Below are 18,300 nucleotides of genomic sequence, written 5' to 3' on the forward strand. Positions count from 1 at the left end.
AAAATGAAGAACCCAAAGAAGGCACTGCTGAGTATAGCAAATGGCAAGAGGCAATGGAGCAAGCCAAGGGCAAAGCTGAGGTTATTATAGCAAAACAACGCCATGGTCCGACAGGAATCGTCCCACTGGCATTTCAATCGGATTTTACACGCTTTAGTGATTTGGAAAAATAGGAGCAGAAAAATGCGTTAAAGGGAGCTTTAAATACCCTTTGAAAGGCATTTGAAGACCCTTTGAGAACATCTTTAAAACTCTTTGAGAAAAAATAAATTGGTACAAAACCTAGTGGCAAATTATACAAAACCTGCTGGCAAGCTACACAAGCTACAGCTACAAATAAGCTAAAACTACACAACAAAAAAAGTAATGGTAGCGGAGGAGGGATTTGAACCCCCGACACAAGGATTATGATTCCTCTGCTCTAACCTACTGAGCTACTCCGCCAAAATAAGCAATCATAATTGTAAAGAATTACATCTTTTGCGGATATAAGGGGTAGAATAGTAAGATGTCAAGCATCGTTTTTAAGCTTTTCTCTTGTCATTCTATTTTATCCTCGATATGTAAAAGTGTAATTTTATATGATAAAGTAAGGTAAGGCATGAAAATGGTGCCACGTGTAGCGGTTTTAGGATGCGGTCATTGGGGTGAAAATCATATACGGACACTCCACTCTCTCGGGGCTTTGGCAGCAGTCTCTGATATTGATAATGATCGTGCTGCTAGTTTTGCAACGATGTATGGTGTAGAGCTTGTTACACCAGATGATCTTTTTACGCATCGAGATATTGATGCGCTGGTATTAGCACTGCCGCCACAATTGCATACGCAAAATGTGCTCCGTGCTGTTAAAAATGGTAAAGATGTTTTGGTGGAAAAACCAATAGCCTTGAATGTTTCTGATGCTAAACGCCAAGTTCAGGAGGCTGAGGCTTATGAGCGAGTTTTTATGGTGGGCCATATTTTACGTTTTCATCCGGCTTTTGAAAAAATGTGTGAATTGGTGAAAAATGGAGAAGTGGGAGATGTGCGATATATTTATTCTCATAGATTAGGCTTTGGGAAATTTCACACACACAGCGATGCTTTATGGGATCTTGCGCCTCATGATCTCTCAATGATTTTGGCGTTGACAGGGTGTGAACCTTCCGAAATTCGCGGTGAGGGGGCTGCTGTCGTTGATCAGATTTCTGATTTTTCTCATATTCATATGACTTTTCCAAATGGTGTGCGTAGTCATCTTTTTACTTCACGCTTGAGTTCTTATCGTGAGAGACGTTTAACTGTTGTTGGAACAAAAGCTATGCTCGTTTTTGATGATATGGAACCGTGGAGCCGTAAATTGGCAATGCACCATTTTGCCGTTTGGAAAGAAAATCAAGAGTGGGCTTTTAGCATGGATGAGCTGAATTATATTGATGTTTGTGAAGATTTGCCGCTTACTTGCGAATTACGGCACTTTCTTCATTGTATTGAAACGCGTCAATCACCTCGTACAAATGGTGATGATGCTATTGCGGTTTTACGGATTTTAACAGCTGCTGGTGTCAATTATGATAGATAAAAGAGATAGGTAGCGCTTTTGCATTCTTGTGATGATCAATGGAGTTAATATGCAATTCATCGACCTTGGGGCGCAGCGTGCGCGTATTGAAGATAAAATTAATTCTGCAATTGCACATGTGGTCGCTAGTGGTAAGTATATTTTGGGACCAGAAGTAACAGAATTTGAAGAGAAATTGGCAGAATATCTCGGCGTTAAACATGTGATTGCATGTGCTAATGGAACAGATGCTTTGAAGATGCCTCTTATGGCTAAAAATATTGGTCCAGGGGATGCTGTGTTTTGTCCTAGTTTTACATTTTCAGCAACGGCTGAAGTGGTTGCTTTAGTGGGGGCTAAGCCTGTTTTTGTTGATGTTTTACCTGATACATTCAATATTGATGTTGAAAAACTTTCTCACGCTATCGAAATGGTAAAAAAAGAGGGAGGTTTAAAGCCAAAGGCTATTATTGCTGTTGATTTATTTGGGCTTTCTGCTGACTATGTGCAAATTGCTCAAGTGGCAGCAAAGGAAAATCTTTTTGTAATTGAAGATGCTGCTCAATCTATGGGTGGAAGAAGCGGTAATACTATGTGCGGTGCTTTTGGTGATGTGGCTGCTACAAGTTTTTATCCTGCAAAACCATTAGGATGTTATGGCGATGGAGGCGCTATGATGACCAATGATGATCATTTTGCAGAACTTTTACGCTCTATTTTGTTTCATGGTAAAGGTGAAACGCAATATGATAATGTACGTATTGGCATGAATTCGCGCTTAGATAGCATTCAGGCTGCAATTTTACTAGAAAAGTTTGCGATCTTTGAAGATGAAATGGAAAAGCGTGTAGAAATTGCTCAACGCTATTCCAATGGCTTAAGAGATATTGTTACAGTTCCAGAAATAGGAGAAAATATTCGTTCTGCTTATGCACAATATACGATTAAGGTAAAAGAACGTGATAAATTAAAAGATTTTTTACAAAAAAATTCTATCCCTACAATGATTTATTATAAAACTCCTTTACATCAACAGCCAGCTTATAAACACTTTCCTTATATAAAAGATTCCCTTTCTGTTTCAGAGTCTTTAGGAGAGTGTGTTTTAAGTTTACCAATGCATCCTTACTTGACACAAACGGATCAGGATATGATTATCCAAAAAATAAGAGATTTTTATCACTCTTGAGAGCGTATTTTTATCCTTAAAATTATGGTCAAAGCTCTATTGGTGACTCATCTTAGAAGTTACCTTTTGTTAGAGTGTGTGACCAATGTTTTTGGTATTATTTGCTTTCTAGGACCTATGAAATGTTGTCCTTTAGGGCGGTGATATGATTAGCAAGTGGAATCTGCTAGACAAGAAGATGCCTTTTAACAGAATGGTATGGGTTAAGAAACCTTGTCCTTTAGCTTAGCAAGAAAGTCACGTTTAATAAAAAGGATTTGGGTTATGAAAGTTACAATGAACCTTTGTTGGTTTTACTCTTCATTCAAGGTGTTTTAAAAGATAACTTATTTAACGGGGCTTTTGGAGAGACAAGTGATTTTTTTGCGAATACGTGATGCGAGGTCATTTTTGCTTTTTGATTTTTGAATCAATGTATTGATGGGTGATGTATTCCCCTCTTGTAGCGCTATTTGAGCTGCCAATGTTGCTGCAAGTTCTTTTGTTTCTTCACGGAGTTCTTCCAGCAATTGGTGGTTAGCAGTCGTGTCAAGCTCATGAGTTTGGATTTTTTGTAAACGTTGCTGATAGTGTGCGATTTTTTCACGCATCATTTTTCTTTCCTTTGAAAGTGTGTATTGTGGCGATATTTTGTTTGATTGCTATCGCTTCTTTGGTGAGAGTGTCTTGTGTGGGGAGGCATAGCCGATAAAATTGTTCTGTTATTTGGCTCAGTTGTATTTTTTGTTGGGCGTATTTTTTTTGCAAAAACTCGTACTTTTGTTGGTTGTTTGCTAATTCTACAGCATGTTGTGCACGAAGAAAATCTTGATTTGCTTCTATTTCCGCGAGTGATAATGGCATTTGCGCACAAACATCTTTATACGCAAAATGAACGGCTTTACGCCAAATAAAAGGAGACAAAAGCACCAGTACCCAAGAAGTGAAAGCAACTCCAAGAATAAAAAAAAGAAACGATTGAATAAGCATAATACCCCTTTTCAAATAAGAATACGTTTAAAACGGATTCCATGTCGGTCTAGGTGTTAATTTTAAATATCCTATATTGATACCAAGGCGTGCGCCGATTCCTGTACGTATTGGGATTAACAAGGTATTATGGTATTTGAGGACATGAAAACCAACACCTGCAATTAAATAGGCCGAACCTGAAATACCACCATAGCGTTTCCATAAATTATTTATGCTATTAAGGTTGTAAACTAAGATCATTAAACGGGAGCCTTGGCCACCAAAATCCCATCCTACTGAGGGACCTTGCCAAAAAACTTTATGTTGACCATAGCTTTTGGTAAAAACCTTTCCTTCGCCATAGGTTAATCCAGCAAAAAAGGCACCAGAAGCTTCTTCTCCTAAAATATAGGCATTGGGATAACCGTATTGTGAAAAAATATTTTGAATTGCAACAGCCAGACCACTAGCTGTTTTTCCAAAAAAAAGATGACCAGAATCAATAATTTCTTGGAGTGAATAATGGGGTTCGTTTTGCTCTATTGGTTGTAGTTGAGCATGTGCAGTGTTTATGGTGATGAATAAAAGGAGGATTAAAGATATAATATTTTTGTACCAGTATTTGAGCAGAGAGAGAGCCATGAAGTTTTCTCCTTTTATTAGTGATAAACAAAAAGATAATATTAGAATTTTCATTCTATTCAAATAAAAAATAAGATATAAGGTTATTTAAATTCTTGAATTTATTTCTGAATTTTTTTTAGCATGATTGTTAATGTTTCCTATTATGCATCAGATATTAAGAGTTTTTCTTTAAAATAAAGTTTGTTTTTTTGAATCTAGGAGTTTTCAATCATTATGACGTTAGATATTTCTTTGAATCCTACGGATCTTGCTGCTTTGCTTTGTAGTCGTATTTGCCATGATTTGATCTCACCTGTGGGGGCTATTCAAAATGCAATGGAGCTTTATGATGAAGGAGGAGCTGAAGAAGATGCTTTACAATTGGTGCGTTTATCCGTTGCGAGTGCTGCTGCACGTCTACAATTTGCGCGATTGGCTTTTGGTTTTGCTGGTGCAAGTGGAGGACAAATAGATACACGGGCTGCAGAGCAGGTTGCTCAACAATATATGAAAGAAGAAAAAGCAACTTTAAAATGGCAAGCTTCTTCTTTATTGTTACCAAAAGATGAAGTTAAACTTTTGCTTAATTTATTATTGATTGCAAACGCAACAGTTTCTCGTGGTGGTGAAATTGTTGTTATGATTTTGCAAGAAGAAAATAAACGCTCTTTTCGATTTGAGGTTTTCGGTAAAACTCTCCGTATACCCCCTCATTTTCTTGCGTTATTTCGTGGAGAAGTTCAAGAAGAGCTTATTGATGCACATGTCATCCAATTTTATTACACAATGTTACTTTCTCAGATGACAGAGATGAAAATAAATATTGATGAAAATGATCATTGTATTGTTTTAGAAAGTGTAAAAAAGCTTTGAAATAAGAGAGAAGCGCTTAAGCCGTGTTGGGAAAAGTGGCTTCGATTGAACTTATGAGCAATAGGGTTATATATGTAAATTCTGTGTGGTTACTTCTTAAGCTTTAAGCGCTTTCTATATGAGATTCTTGGTGTGCGAGTTTTCTACTTTTAACAGAGAACAGATCTCGGGAAAAAATCTCGGCCCGCTACACTCCGAGATTTTACAAAGTGCATGTTCATTGCTTAAGCGGTTTTTCGTACGTTCTCTTCAACTGGATCACGTAATACATAACCACGTCCCCAAACTGTATCAATGTAATTTACACTAGAAGAGACTGCTTCCAATTTTTTCCGCAATTTACAGATAAAAACATCGATAATCTTTAGTTCTGGTTCATCCATTCCACCATAGAGATGATTGAGAAACATTTCCTTGGTAAGGGTGGTGCCTTTGCGTAAAGAGAGAAGCTCTAGCATTTGATACTCTTTTCCGGTTAAATGAACGGGGCGCCCTGCAACTTCGACGGTTTTTGCATCAAGGTTAACAGTGAGATCACCGGTAACAATAACCGATTGTGCATGTCCTTTAGAACGACGAACAACTGCATGGATACGTGCAATGAGCTCATCCTTATGAAAAGGCTTTGTCATATAGTCGTCAGCTCCAAAGCCAAAACCACGGACCTTGTCTTCAATGGCATTCATACCAGAAAGGATTAGGACAGGAGTTTTTATTTTTGCCAACCTTAGAGTCCGCAAGACATCATACCCTGACATGTCAGGCAAATTCAGATCAAGCAAAATGATATCATAATCATAGAGTTTTCCTAAATCGATACCTTCTTCACCCAGATCAGTGATATAAACATTAAAGTTAGCTGACTTTAACATTAACTCAATGCTTTGAGTAACTGCTCTATCATCTTCAATTAATAATACGCGCATTTTAGATCCCTCACTTCGCTCCTTCACGAATCATAAGGAGCATTTCTATTTTATAATCAGTTAGCAAAGCCACTGTTATAAAAACAATTCATGAAATCAAACACTTATAACAAAGTGTTTATGTATATTTCAGTAGTACGCGTAACAATCACTACTAAATTCCCCACTATCCATGATAGTGGTTAACAAAATATTTTTATTTTTGAAAGAGGCTACAAAATTATTTTAGAAAAATCGCATATTTTTTAACATAATAAAAAAGAAGGGCTTTTTCTATAAACTTTAACTTAAAAAAAATTGTAAAAGAGCATTATAAATTACTTTTTTACAATTTCAGTGTTTGTTTACTGAGCTTTAAATCTCTTCATTTTATAATGTGGGGAAAAGTAAAGAAATAGTTATTGCTCTTTAAAGCAGATTGTATTTTCAGACGCTTTAATGAAAGGCGAAAATTATTATAATTTCAAGTCAATAGACTGTTTTTGTCGGATAGACATATAACTAAAAGATATTTATTGGGTGTAAATGCGAGTTTTGAGTTGGCGCAATCAAGGAGTAGTGAGTATGAAGCCACGAGAAAATATGGTGCGATTGAGGATGTTTCAAGTGCGTGGAAAACGCCGTGAAATTGCACAGCTTGAGATGATGATCGCAGAATTTGAACGAATGGTGTTAGAGCTGGAAGCACAGATTACTCATGAAGAACGTAAATCTGGAAACAATGATGTTCACCATTTTGCTTATTCTGCTTTTGCGCGTGCAGCGCGGCAAAGACGTGATAATCTGATCAATTCAATTCGTGATTTACAGCTTCAAAAAACAAACGCTGAAATTGCTCTCCATGAAGCTAATACAGAGCTGCAACGTGCACAGCTTTTGGAAGCACGAGAAAAGAAGATTGCTGCGGATGATGAGGATATTTTGATTCAATCTAATTCAATGGTTGGCTAATTTAACGGTTGGATGATAAAAGCAATTATTGAAAAATCCATTCTTTTAGATTTATCTTTTGGGTATAGTATAAAACAGCCAAATTTTTATCAAATTTGGCTGTTTTATAAGTTTTTTTATGTTATCGAATCGTAATCAATGGCAATTTAATGCCTGTAGTTTTGAATCTTGGTCGTTCGTAATCCCGCTAAACCGTGTTCATCGATCAAACTTTGCCATGAAAGAAATTCTTCTACAGTCAAAGTATAACGTTGGCACGCTTCGTCAAGACTTAACAATCCACCTCTGACAGCCGCAACAACTTCAGCTTTGCGACGAATCACCCAGCGTCGTGTTGTTTGCGGCGGTAGGTCGGCAATTGTAAGCGGACTTCCATCTGGCCCAATAACATATTTCATTTGTGTTTTTATCAAATTGGTCATTCGTATCCTCTACCTTTAGTCAAGGACTTGATTCGTTTATAGAGCATGAAATTTAAAAAAGAGCTAAACACGCTGAAAGAAAAAATTAATAAAGTGATTGGGAACGTAAAAAGAAGCTTAAGTGAAGTGTGTAGAAGAGCTTCTTGTAATATTTTTCAGATTTTAAAAAGAGCAAAAAAGGTTTTCTCCCAAACGATTGCCATTATGCCTTATTTCTATCATTCTTTTTTTGTTTGCAGCAGCCTTTAAGAAAGTAATGCCTATGGTTGTGGAAAAGATAAAAAAACAATATAAAGACAATCAATCGTGTAAAAGTGCTGAAGAGCGTACATCAAAATGTTAACATATGGGTAGCCATTAAACAGAGCATTAAATAGAGAATGAATACATGTTTTTAAACAGTCTTGATTTACCAGGACAACCTGAGGATTCTCGCATTGTTGTTGCAATGTCGGGAGGGGTTGATTCATCGGTTGTTGCAGGTCTTTTGAAAAAGGAAGGGTATAATGTTATTGGCATTACGTTGCAGCTTTATGATCACGGGGCAGCAACGCATCGGGTGGGGGCATGTTGTGCAGGACAAGATATTGAGGATGCTCGCCGCGTAGCAGAAACATTAGGAATACCGCATTATGTTCTTGATTATGAAAAGCGTTTTCGCGAAGCTGTTATTGACCCTTTTGCAGAAAGCTATGCTCATGGAGAGACACCAGTACCATGTATTGCATGTAATCAAACGGTTAAGTTTGCTGATTTATTAGCAACAGCACGTGAATTGGGGGCAGATGCTTTGGCTACGGGACATTATATTCGTTCGCGTTCCCACGGAGCGCATCGAGCACTCTTTCGTCCTCTCGATAATGATCGTGATCAGAGTTATTTTCTCTTTGCAACGACACAAGAACAGATTGATTATTTGCGTTTTCCACTTGGTGACCTTCCAAAAGCCCGCGTTCGTGAAATGGCAGCAGAAATGGGATTTGTGGTTGCCAATAAGCATGATAGTCAGGATATTTGTTTTGTTCCACAAGGAAAATATTCAGATGTTATCGCAAAACTGCGCCCAGAAGCCGCTAATCCTGGCGTTATTGTCCATATTGATGGAAAGATTTTAGGTAAACATTCGGGAATTGTTAATTATACGGTTGGTCAACGTCGTGGTATTGGGGTGTCAACGGGTGAAGCGCTTTATGTAGTTTATCTCGATGTGGAAAATGCACGTGTTATTGTTGGACCGCGTGAAATGTTAGAAACGCATAAGCTTTTTTTACGTGATGTGAATTGGCTTGGTGATGAGTCGTTAGATAAATTTCCTTCTCAAGGTATTGAGGTAGCTGTAAAGGTGCGTTCAACGCGTCCTCCTCACCTTGCGCGCTTACATTATAAAGAAGGTATTTTTTCCGTTGATTTATTGGAATGTGAAAATGGTGTGGCACCAGGGCAAGCTTGCGTTCTTTATGATGGAAATGGTCATGAGGCGCGTATTCTTGGGGGAGGATTTGTAACACATTCAGAACGTGCGGCCGATACTGAAATGATGTTGAAGCGCGTTTTATGTAATCTCGAAACAAAAGATTCTGTTTCCTCTGAACTAAAACAACAGCTTCATAAAACATAGTCAATTGATTTATAACGATAATTTTTAACCTTAAACTTGAATGAGAGACTTCCAGAAGGTTTTTTCATTGAGAGTTTGTTTTATGATTGGATCCATCAAAATTATGTCTTTTGCACGTCATGAGCGGGGTTAGGGTGTGGAAAGCATTGATAAGAAAAATATAAAATGTTTTTTAATCAATGCTTTCAAATGCTAGGGAACAGCAACATTATTGGGACTGATGGATAACATACAACATCGGATATGTTTTACAACTTAAAGTGTTATCATTTTTAGTGGTCAAAGTTGATAAAATGGGCAAGTGCAATACCTGAGGCTGTGGCAACATTAAGGCTGTCAAAACCGTTAGTCATGGGAATACGTAAAGTTTTTGATTGTTGTAGTATATGGGTCGGTAAGCCATCGCCTTCTGTTCCAAAAATAAGTGCCATTCTTTTAGTTTTGTTGGCTTGCTTGAGAGTGTGTGAAGCAGAAGGGGAGAGTGCATAAAGATGAAAGTTTTTATCCTTTAGAGCAGCTATAATGTCATTTATATCAGCGTTTTGCGTATAGGGTACTTTTAAAGCAGCGCCGGCAGAAACTCTTATTGATTTACGATAAAGTGGATCGCATGAGGTTTTGTCGACAATAATGCCATTACTGGCAAAGGCTGCTGCATTACGAAAAATTGATCCCATATTATCGTGATTCGAGATACCACATAAAACAAGAATCAAAGCTTTTTCTGGAAGATGTTGTAGAAAACTTTGTAAGGATGGCAGTGTTTTGCGTTTACCAATACCCAGAACACCACGATGAACATGGAAGCCGGTGATATTATCCATGACTTTTTGTGGAACACAATAAATGGGACATAGAGGCTGTGTTTTTTCTAAAAGCGGTAGAAGTCCAGAGAGACGGTTTGCTACGATGAGCAGTGAGATGGCAGAAAAATCTTTCGAGTGCAGTAAAGCGGACAATGTTACTTTGCCTTCAGCAATAAATTGATGTTGCCGTCCAACAAGATCTTTTTCACGGATATTATGATAGGCTTTTAGGCGTGGATCATCTGTTTTATTGATTGTTATGATATTCAAATGCATGCGAGATTTTTAGTGCTTTTTTCTTATGATTTCCAGATGTTAGAATTTATTTTATTTAAAAAAAAGAGATAAAAAAACATTATTTTAAAACTTATGGTAGAATTTATGTTGACAATATACAACCATAGGTATAATATAAAAATACTGGTACGGAATCATATATTTTTCTCGTATCGGGTGCAGTGTCTTGGGTCCCCGCTATTTCCCAAGTTCTGTATGCCCTTAATTTCTAAGGGAAAAGAATCTGGGTCCCCAATGCCCAGATTCTTTTTTTGAGGGTATCACTGTTCTTCTTTTTTATATCTCAATTTTTTAGTAAATCATATTTTAAAATGCGGTTGACCTGTAAGGTTACAGTAGAGTGCTAAGATATTTTTCTAAGGTGCAAAGATGGCTTATAGATGGGTTATAATGCGCATCATAAGACTGAAAAATAATGCATGATCTTGATACATTTGAGCAAAAAAGTTTTTCATTTATGAGATGTGAGATGGCTTTAAGTTATTCAGAAAACGATTAATAATGAAGGTGATGTGTTTGATTGCTCTTGGGAAAGCTCTTTGTTTATTCTGTTCCTCTCTTCTTCCTTTATTGATTCTATTCGTGTAACTGAGCAGTTTTTACGATAATAATGTGAGCTGAAGCGTTTATTGTATGCTGAAGCTTCTGTAATATTGAGGAAATATTGTCGATATGCCAAAAGTATAATTATATGGTTGAAAATATTAATCCCTTATTTCGTGAAGAAAAGGATGAGGTTCATGGATGTAAAAATCAATATACAAAGCTTAACTTTATACTCTATTTTTATTGCGTGTATTGTTTTTGCTTTGAAATATTGGGCATATCACATCACAGGTTCGGTTGCACTTTATTCTGATGCATTGGAATCAATAGTTAATATTCTTGCGTCATTGGCAGCATGGTGGGCTGTTAAAGTGAGTATGAAGCCAGCGGATCAGGATCATCCCTTTGGGCATCATAAAGCAGAATATTTTTCCGCAATTCTTGAAGGGATACTCATTATTATTGCGGCAATTGTTATTTTAAGAGAAGCATGGATAGCTCTTTCTACCGTTCAATTATTGCAGAAGCCTGGAATATGGCTTGTTATTCATCTTATTGCAACTGTTATAAATTGTATGTGGGGAATGGTCCTTATTTGGCAGGGAAAACATCATCGCTCACCGGCTCTTAAAGCTGATGGAGTCCATTTTATAACAGATGTTTTTACTTCGCTTGCAATTTTAATTGGTCTGATTGCTGGTTTTGTAGGAGGATGGGGAGTTTTAGATCCAATTTTAGCGATAATCGTTGCCGTTAATATTCTCTTGCAGGGATGGAAGGTGATTAGAAATGCTGTTCAGGGGTTAATGGATGTCGGCGTTGAATTGAATGAAAGCATGCGGATTCGGGAGCTGATTTCTGCAAATGCATCTGGTGCGCTTGAGGTTCATGATTTACGAACGCGTGTTGCTGGGAGGGTTACTTTTATAGAGTTTCATTTGGTTGTGCCTGCTGTAATGCAGGTAGGAGAAGCACATAAAATTTGTGATAAAATCGAAGGTGTTCTTCAAAAAGAATTTGATAATGTGCGTATTTCTATTCATGTCGAGCCTGAAGATGAGGCAAAATTGCCTCCCGGTACAACGGTGGTACCTTTTATATAAAAAGATTTTTTTTCAAATTTCCTGTCATGTTATGGAGATTGTTTTTTATGATGGGGCGATTCATACCTCTCGAAAATACAATGAATCTCTTTCGTTGATTTAATTTTTGCATCAATCAATTATAAAAGGTTAAACAGAGTATTTAAGGCAAGATTTATTCTATTTCGTTAAAATACTGTCATTTAAGGTGGGGGGAGATAAGGCATATAAAATTTGATCTATTAAGTGTTTTTAGAGTGTGGAGTAAATATTCAAAATAGGGCTTGCCGATGTATTCTTGTGTAAGTGAATCTCATGAAATGGTTAGCCGCTTAAATTCACTTAAGAGAACGGATTGTTTACAGACTGTTGGGAGTAGATGTTTCGTTTCTTAGGGCAAAGAAGAATGAAGCTTTCGTAATAAGTTTAATGAGATTTAATTATAAATTTTATATATTATAAATTTTATATAAAAGTTATGAATAGAATTTTAAAGTTTGTGATCATAGATCAATCATTATTGTTGCTAATAAATGTGTTATTCTATCGATAAAATGTGTTCTGTTTTAAGTGTTCTTTATTGCATGAAGGATAGGGGACTCATTAAAGAATGAAAAAACAAAAAATAATGCTCATATCTCTACTCTTTAAAGGATATTATTGTCGTTGCTTTAGAAAATCGCAAAGCTGGACTAAAGAATGATGCTAAAGATAGATACTGGTTTTTAATTGATGCCTTCATATTTTGATTTCAATCTAGCATCAAAAATTTTACAATGACGCGTACAGTACTGGTGCATCCTAATCATAAATATGCTGCTATATCAGAGCTATTTTAATGTATAGACAACAAGAAAAAGCAAAGACTTTATGAGGAAAATAATGCTATAAAGTCAAAAATTTATACACAATAAATTAGAGAGATAGATCGAATTTTTATAAAATACTTTATGAGACAACAACCAAACATATCTGGCTTTACTTTTACTTATTTTTACAAACGTTCGTTTATGTCTTTTGCGTTATATTCGTAAAGATCAGATTAGCGGTTATCTATAGATAACTCTTGGTTGAGAATATGAAAGGAAAGCGTGATACTATAGTAGAATTTTGCCTGTCTTTATCGTTTAACCAGTAAAAGTGATCACAAATCTGTGATTTCGTCACAAGTGATTTTATCATACCTATAAACGAAGTTAGATGTTTACCTGAATAACTACAGTATATATTTTAAGAATAGAGAAGATATTTCATATCACTATGATGTTATTAAAGAGCTCTTAAAACAATGATTCCTGGTGTTTTTGCAACATAATCCATAAAAGGAGAATCAACGACTTTTTCGTTTGCTTTTCGTGAAGAAGCATTTCTTAACATTGGACCTTTATCTGTCATGATAAAGAAGCCCACGTGTGTTACATCCAATCCAGCAAGTTTTGTATAAATACCAATAAAATCACCAGACTGTAAACGACCTATAACCTCCTCATTAATAAAGTTGCTTGGAATATATGTTATCGTGCGTTTCACAACTGGCAACCCAGGTAGATAGCTTCCACCATCAGCTTTTTTGTTGAGATATTTTTCTATTTTTACCGCATGGGGACTTATTTCAGCGGTAATATCAGTGGCGAGTTTATATTCTCTATAAGCCCAGTCTGTAAAAAAATGTTTGCGATTTAAAAAATGAACATTACCTTTAATATAACGCGTTTTTATGACGTTATTTATGAATTCTGTTTGGGATGTTGATTTGCGCAATGCTTCAACATAATCCAGATAAGTGAAGCAATCTAAGCCTCTAAAATCAATAATCAGTTTTTCTGGTGTATTTTCTGAGCCATGTAACATATTTGCTTGGTAAGGTGTCCCTAAAAAAGCTTCAGAAAGAAAGTCAATTACTGCCCCTTTTTCCTGATAATTTGTTTCTGAACGTTTTTTGAGAAGAGCATTTAATTTATTTAGAGTATAGGGATCTAGGTTTACGTTGGTTGTTTGTTGTGTTTCTATTTTGTTTCCTAAAATACTCTCTTGTGAATCAGAATCCTGAACATCACATCCTGTTACCAATATTAAAATGAGAACTAATAGGGATATTTTTCGCATTCTATACACCATTTTTGCATTAACAATTCATGACTAACTATTTCTAAAAGTGCTATTTTTAAATGCGTATCATGATTATCATTAGATTTAACGGTAGCATATAATCATTAAGAGCATCAATGAATATAAAGATATAATCATGGTTTTTAAGGTTACACAAATTGCAAGCAATATGAATAGTTTCTAAGATTATAGAATCAAAGAATATTTCTCTATAATATACTTATTTTTTAAATAAAATGATTGTCAGATAAATACTTTTAAAAATATGATGAGCTTTTTATGTTGTTAAGCTGTTCGGGTGATGCTGCTTTAACCTTATAGCACATTCTGAGGGTGAGAAAAATTTTTAAGAGCTTATCATTATAAAAGATTTCAATTGCTAGAGGATATCTAACGTATCAAATGGAATTGAGATTCCTGAAAACGGTGGTATGAAAAGAGGAAATGATGTCTGATAAAATCCATCATAATGTCTCTAAAACTATTGGAAATACTCTGTGTTTCATGAAATTTTGTTTATGAGTTGGTCGCACAAATATTTTATTCGTATAATGCAAAAAAATATTTTTATGCTTTGACAATGATATATCAATTAAAGATATACTAATTAAAATGTAATTTTATATTTTTATCTTGACTCTTACTTAAATTTTTACTTTGTTATTATTTTATATGTGACAAGTATATGGTATAGAATACTTTTAAAAGGAAAAGGGAGTAAAAAGATAGCGGGGGAGTAATTGTATGCGTAAAATAGTGTGTATGTTATGCAAGACCAAATGCTCAATCCGAATTTTGTTCAGCGTGGGCTCGTTTTAGTGTTCATCACTTTATTGTTAGATATTCTTGGCATTGCGATTATTTGTCCTGTTTTGCCTGAATATTTTTCTCAATTAACTGGAAAAGATGTCAGTACATCTTTTGTAGAAAGAGGAAAATTACTTGCAGCTTATTCAGTGATGCAGTTTTTGTTTGCTCCTGTTATTGGCAATCTTTCTGATCGTTATGGTCGTCGTCCTATTTTGCTTCTCTCTATTATCTGCTTTGCTCTTGATAACCTCATATGTGCTATAGCATGGAGTTATTCTATGTTATTTATCGGGCGTCTTTTGTCAGGGATGAGTGGTGCTAGTTTTGCAACTTGTACAGCTTATCTTGCGGATATATCCGATGATAAAACCCGTACACGCAATTTTGGTCTGTTAGGCGTTGCATCCGCATTGGGGTTTATTTTAGGATCGTTTATTGGTGGTTTTTTAGGTCAGTTTGGTCCGCGTATTCCGTTTTATTTTGCTGCTGGTTTTTCACTCATTAATTTTATTTTTTCTTGGCTTATGCTTCCAGAAACTCTTTCTCTATGGAATAGGCGCTTTTTTGATATTAAGCGGGCAAATCCCTTAGGTGCTTTTTGGCACCTGAAACAATATCCGATGGTTCTTTGGGTGTTATTGGTCTTTTTTCTTTATTGGTTTGCGGAATCTGTATGGTTAAGCATTTGGTCTTTCATTGCAAAAGAACGCTATGATTGGAGTTCTTTTTCTATTGGGCTCTCCTATAGTGTTTTTGGGATAGGCCAATTTATTGTAGTTGCTCTCATTTTGCCTTATTTTTCTAAACGATGGAGTGATTGGCATATTGTTATAGTGGGGCTTTTGTTTGCCTCCGTTGCTATGCTAGGCTATACATTCGCAACGCAGGGGTGGATGGTTTATATGGTTTGTGCGTGTACAATGCTTGAATATCTTGTTCATGCACCTATACGTGCTATTGCTTCAGCGCAGGTACCAACAAATGTACAAGGAGAACTGCAAGGAGCGATGACATCTGTTATTTCGTTAAGTTTAATATTTGGTTCTGTTTTTTATGTGTTTCTTTTTGAATGTTTTACAGATAAAAATGCACAGTTTTATTTTTCTGGTGCTCCTTTTGTTGGAGGCTTTTTTCTTCTTGTCGTTGCGACAGTTATTTTTGTCTTGCGGGTACGTTAATTTGTTGAGGAGAGCTGGTACGTACTATTTTGCTAAAGAATGCACAAGATAAACAAAATGCATCATTTTATAGGTAAAAAGTTTTTTGTGATATTGTTTGTATAGTAGAGTCCGTATTTTTTCTGTTGCTTGCAAATTAATATTCAGTGCTAATGCAGCAGCATATTGAAAACAAAGATTAAAATGTATCTGCGTTAGATGTATTAGTACTGTGCAAACAATTCCAAATTTTATATGGCAAGTTGGAAGTAAAATATTGCGTATATTTGTTTGCATCACCTCTGGAATCAAAAAAACTCATTTTGGAAGAATATAAAGTTGTAAAATTGAAAAACCGTTTCCTGTTTTGCCATCACTTTTTTATTCGGCTTTACAGCTTTCAAAACCATCTACGGTAATATCTTTTTAAAAGTAGAGATTTGTTGCATGGTCTCACACTTTAGTTTTTTTATTCTTTAATAGGAATTATGCTTCTCATGCAAAATAGAATGCTTAAAATTGTATTGTGAATCTAATACTTATTTGAAGGAATAGCTTTCAATGTGTTTGCGCTAATTTCATGATAGTGCCAATAAAGAATATAAGGTAAAAGTCACTGTCAATGGTATAAGATCTGCTGTACACTACTTGCTTTACGTATATAAAAGATGCAGCACCAAACATTCACTTTGCTAGTTTCTAATGTTCCGATAGCTCTGAGCTCTTGGTACGGTTAGGTGCTTTACTCTTTTTAAAAATGTTTTTTATCGACACACTTATCTTGCTTAGGGGGAAGCCAATGATTTTGATGAATACAATTCTAAGAGGAGAGGTCATGAGAAAAATTCAAGTTATTCAGTGCTCTCATCTTAGTTGCAAAATGATAAATAATAACACTTATTCAATAAGTTGTAGGTATACAAATAATATAGTTGTGTATGGGAAGATGATATAATTTAAAGGAGAGAAGCTAGAAAGTGAGATATTTTATTTTAAGATATTTTTTTATAATTCATAATGAGATCACAGAAATGCTGAAAGAGGTAGTGGCTATCTTGTGGTCCAGGAGAAGCTTCGGGGTGATATTGAACAGAAAAAACTGGTTTTCCAATGATTCGAATACCACAGTTTGAACCATCAAAGAGAGAAATATGTGTTTCTTGAACATGTTGTGGTAAAGAGGCAGAATCTACGGCGAAACCGTGATTCATCGATACAATCTCAACTTTTCCAGTGTTGAGGTCTTTAACTGGGTGGTTGGCACCATGATGTCCTTGGTGCATTTTCACGGTTTTTGCACCAACCGTAAGAGCAAGAAGTTGGTGACCAAGACATATTCCAAAAATTGGTAAATTATGATCAATTAATGTTTTGATCGTTGGAACGGCATATTGAGCCGTAGCTGCGGGGTCCCCTGGTCCATTAGAAAGAAAAACGCCATCAGGGTTCATTGCTAGAATTTCTTTTGCAGTTGTGTGGGCAGGTACAACAGTAATGCGTGCTTTTTGTGTTGCCATAAGGCGAAGAATATTGCGTTTAATACCATAGTTAATTGCAATGATATGAAGATTGTGCACATTGTTTGTACCGTATCCTTTATTCCAACTCCATGGTTTTTCATCCCATTGCATTGATGATTGAGATGTCACGTCTTTCGTAAGGTCAAGATTGACGAGACCGTGCCATTTTTGCGCACGTTTCTTTAATGAAGGAATATCAAAAATTCCATTAGAATCATGTGCAATGACAGCATTTTGCGCACCTTTTTCACGAATAAGAATTGTGAGCGCACGTGTATCAATACCACAAAGTGCAATAATTTTACGCGTTTTAAGCCATTGATGAAGATTTTCATTGGCACGATAATTTGAGGGATGTGTAATGTCTGCCTTGAAAATAGCGCCAACAGCACCATGACAATTGAGAGGGGAGAGATCTTCAATATCTTCGCTATTTGCCCCTACATTTCCTATATGAGGAAAAGTAAAATTAACGATTTGTTGTGTGTATGACGGGTCTGTGAGGATTTCTTCATAGCCTGTGATGGCGGTGTTAAAACACACTTCAGCTTCAGCAATACCTGTAGCACCTGCTCCTTTGCCTTCAATAACGGTTCCATCAGCTAAGACTAAGAGGGCTGTAGGTTTTTTGATACTCCAAGGGTGGCTGAGTGAAGTCGTTTGTATCATAGTATGTATCCACAATTTATTCTCTGAAAGGTATAATGATCAACTTTACACAAAAATCATACCTTTAACAGATGCTGTGTATATTATTCTGGTAATGTTTCGCTTGAAATAGGCAGTATAAGTACATTCCATGAAGAGGTAAAGTCTTGTTTTAGCTTTTCGAAGATCGAGTCCTTAATTATTTTTTTATCCTTCATTGCAAGATGG

General features: G+C 35.9%; 15 protein-coding genes, 1 tRNA gene and 1 pseudogene. 9 read left to right on the forward strand and 8 right to left on the reverse strand.

The window, feature by feature from the left end; genetic code table 11:
- Positions 1-173: DnaB-like helicase C-terminal domain-containing protein (locus tag U736_RS11760; protein WP_280939966.1), on the forward strand; the 173-nt coding region annotated here is incomplete at its 5' end.
- 194 nt (positions 174-367) lie between these two features.
- Here U736_RS11760 and U736_RS0103905 read toward each other — a convergent pair.
- Positions 368-444, reverse strand: a tRNA-Met gene (locus U736_RS0103905).
- 163 nt (positions 445-607) lie between these two features.
- On the opposite strand from U736_RS0103905, the gene U736_RS0103910 reads away from it, so the two are divergent.
- Positions 608-1,564, forward strand: a complete 957-nt coding sequence (locus U736_RS0103910; protein ID WP_015856681.1) for a Gfo/Idh/MocA family protein — start codon at positions 608-610, stop codon at positions 1,562-1,564.
- A gap of 49 nt (positions 1,565-1,613) precedes the next feature.
- Positions 1,614-2,732, forward strand: coding sequence for a DegT/DnrJ/EryC1/StrS family aminotransferase (locus tag U736_RS0103915; RefSeq protein WP_015856680.1), 1,119 nt, complete (start codon positions 1,614-1,616; stop codon positions 2,730-2,732).
- A 326-nt stretch (positions 2,733-3,058) separates the two neighbouring features.
- Here the strand turns inward: U736_RS0103915 and U736_RS12735 are convergent.
- Positions 3,059-3,701 (reverse strand): annotated as a pseudogene (locus U736_RS12735) (hypothetical protein).
- A 27-nt stretch (positions 3,702-3,728) separates the two neighbouring features.
- Entirely contained in the window at positions 3,729-4,325 is a 597-nt protein-coding gene (locus U736_RS0103930; protein ID WP_015856679.1) for a DUF1134 domain-containing protein, read from the reverse strand.
- 216 nt (positions 4,326-4,541) lie between these two features.
- On the opposite strand from U736_RS0103930, the gene chpT reads away from it, so the two are divergent.
- Positions 4,542-5,180: a histidine phosphotransferase ChpT gene (gene chpT / locus U736_RS0103935; protein ID WP_015856678.1), complete on the forward strand. Its 639-nt coding sequence runs from the start codon at positions 4,542-4,544 to the stop codon at positions 5,178-5,180.
- Between the two features lie 224 nt (positions 5,181-5,404).
- Here chpT and ctrA read toward each other — a convergent pair whose 3' ends face one another.
- Positions 5,405-6,106 carry a response regulator transcription factor CtrA gene (gene ctrA / locus U736_RS0103940; protein ID WP_015856677.1) on the reverse strand — a complete coding sequence of 234 codons (702 nt, stop codon included), beginning with the start codon at positions 6,104-6,106 and terminating at the stop codon, positions 5,405-5,407.
- 564 nt (positions 6,107-6,670) lie between these two features.
- Between ctrA and U736_RS0103945 the strand changes: the two genes are divergently transcribed.
- Entirely contained in the window at positions 6,671-7,057 is a 387-nt protein-coding gene (locus U736_RS0103945) for a hypothetical protein (RefSeq protein ID WP_015856676.1), read from the forward strand.
- 146 nt (positions 7,058-7,203) lie between these two features.
- Here the strand turns inward: U736_RS0103945 and sciP are convergent, their stop codons facing one another.
- Positions 7,204-7,479: a CtrA inhibitor SciP gene (gene sciP / locus U736_RS0103950; RefSeq protein ID WP_015856675.1), complete on the reverse strand. Its 276-nt coding sequence runs from the start codon at positions 7,477-7,479 to the stop codon at positions 7,204-7,206.
- A gap of 45 nt (positions 7,480-7,524) precedes the next feature.
- Here sciP and U736_RS12585 point away from each other — a divergent pair, with 45 nt between their 5' ends.
- Together U736_RS12585 and mnmA are read left to right on the forward strand one after the other, a co-directional pair.
- Entirely contained in the window at positions 7,525-7,728 is a 204-nt protein-coding gene (locus U736_RS12585; RefSeq protein ID WP_026500329.1) for a hypothetical protein, read from the forward strand.
- Positions 7,729-7,867: 139 nt separating this feature from the next.
- A complete protein-coding gene (gene mnmA, locus U736_RS0103960; RefSeq protein ID WP_015856674.1) occupies positions 7,868-9,097 on the forward strand; it encodes a tRNA 2-thiouridine(34) synthase MnmA in 1,230 nt (409 codons plus the stop codon).
- A 272-nt stretch (positions 9,098-9,369) separates the two neighbouring features.
- Here the strand turns inward: mnmA and U736_RS0103965 are convergent, their stop codons facing one another.
- A complete protein-coding gene (locus tag U736_RS0103965) occupies positions 9,370-10,179 on the reverse strand; it encodes a TrmH family RNA methyltransferase (RefSeq protein ID WP_015856673.1) in 810 nt (269 codons plus the stop codon).
- 761 nt (positions 10,180-10,940) lie between these two features.
- On the opposite strand from U736_RS0103965, the gene U736_RS0103970 reads away from it, so the two are divergent.
- Positions 10,941-11,849: a cation diffusion facilitator family transporter gene (locus U736_RS0103970; RefSeq protein ID WP_015856672.1), complete on the forward strand. Its 909-nt coding sequence runs from the start codon at positions 10,941-10,943 to the stop codon at positions 11,847-11,849.
- Positions 11,850-13,097: 1,248 nt separating this feature from the next.
- On the opposite strand, the gene U736_RS0103975 is transcribed toward U736_RS0103970, so the two are convergent.
- Positions 13,098-13,934 (reverse strand): DUF1460 domain-containing protein, encoded by an 837-nt coding sequence (locus U736_RS0103975; RefSeq protein ID WP_015856671.1) that lies wholly within the window; start codon positions 13,932-13,934, stop codon positions 13,098-13,100.
- Positions 13,935-14,704: 770 nt separating this feature from the next.
- Here U736_RS0103975 and U736_RS0103980 point away from each other — a divergent pair.
- The gene (locus tag U736_RS0103980; RefSeq protein ID WP_015856670.1) at positions 14,705-15,925 is read left to right on the forward strand and encodes a tetracycline resistance MFS efflux pump; all 1,221 of its coding nucleotides are present in this window, start codon (positions 14,705-14,707) and stop codon (positions 15,923-15,925) included.
- 971 nt (positions 15,926-16,896) lie between these two features.
- Here U736_RS0103980 and carA read toward each other — a convergent pair.
- Positions 16,897-18,093, reverse strand: coding sequence for a glutamine-hydrolyzing carbamoyl-phosphate synthase small subunit (gene carA / locus U736_RS0103990; RefSeq protein WP_015856669.1), 1,197 nt, complete (start codon positions 18,091-18,093; stop codon positions 16,897-16,899).
- Positions 18,094-18,300: the final 207 nt, after the last annotated feature.

Source organism: Bartonella grahamii ATCC 700132 (genome assembly GCF_000518085.1).
Classification (GTDB): Bacteria; Pseudomonadota; Alphaproteobacteria; order Rhizobiales; family Rhizobiaceae; genus Bartonella; species Bartonella grahamii.

Excerpts from the sequence above, each read along its gene's own strand:
- U736_RS0103910 (WP_015856681.1), top strand. The coding sequence starts at position 608 with ATGGTGCCACGTGTAGCGGTTTTAGGATGCGGTCATTGGGGTGAAAAT.
- U736_RS0103915 (WP_015856680.1), top strand. The coding sequence starts at position 1,614 with ATGCAATTCATCGACCTTGGGGCGCAGCGTGCGCGTATTGAAGATAAA.
- U736_RS0103930 (WP_015856679.1), bottom strand. The coding sequence starts at position 4,325 with ATGGCTCTCTCTCTGCTCAAATACTGGTACAAAAATATTATATCTTTA.
- chpT (WP_015856678.1), top strand. The coding sequence starts at position 4,542 with ATGACGTTAGATATTTCTTTGAATCCTACGGATCTTGCTGCTTTGCTT.
- ctrA (WP_015856677.1), bottom strand. The coding sequence starts at position 6,106 with ATGCGCGTATTATTAATTGAAGATGATAGAGCAGTTACTCAAAGCATT.
- U736_RS0103945 (WP_015856676.1), top strand. The coding sequence starts at position 6,671 with ATGAAGCCACGAGAAAATATGGTGCGATTGAGGATGTTTCAAGTGCGT.
- sciP (WP_015856675.1), bottom strand. The coding sequence starts at position 7,479 with ATGACCAATTTGATAAAAACACAAATGAAATATGTTATTGGGCCAGAT.
- U736_RS12585 (WP_026500329.1), top strand. The coding sequence starts at position 7,525 with ATGAAATTTAAAAAAGAGCTAAACACGCTGAAAGAAAAAATTAATAAA.
- mnmA (WP_015856674.1), top strand. The coding sequence starts at position 7,868 with ATGTTTTTAAACAGTCTTGATTTACCAGGACAACCTGAGGATTCTCGC.
- U736_RS0103965 (WP_015856673.1), bottom strand. The coding sequence starts at position 10,179 with ATGCATTTGAATATCATAACAATCAATAAAACAGATGATCCACGCCTA.
- U736_RS0103970 (WP_015856672.1), top strand. The coding sequence starts at position 10,941 with ATGGATGTAAAAATCAATATACAAAGCTTAACTTTATACTCTATTTTT.
- U736_RS0103975 (WP_015856671.1), bottom strand. The coding sequence starts at position 13,934 with ATGCGAAAAATATCCCTATTAGTTCTCATTTTAATATTGGTAACAGGA.
- U736_RS0103980 (WP_015856670.1), top strand. The coding sequence starts at position 14,705 with ATGCAAGACCAAATGCTCAATCCGAATTTTGTTCAGCGTGGGCTCGTT.
- carA (WP_015856669.1), bottom strand. The coding sequence starts at position 18,093 with ATGATACAAACGACTTCACTCAGCCACCCTTGGAGTATCAAAAAACCT.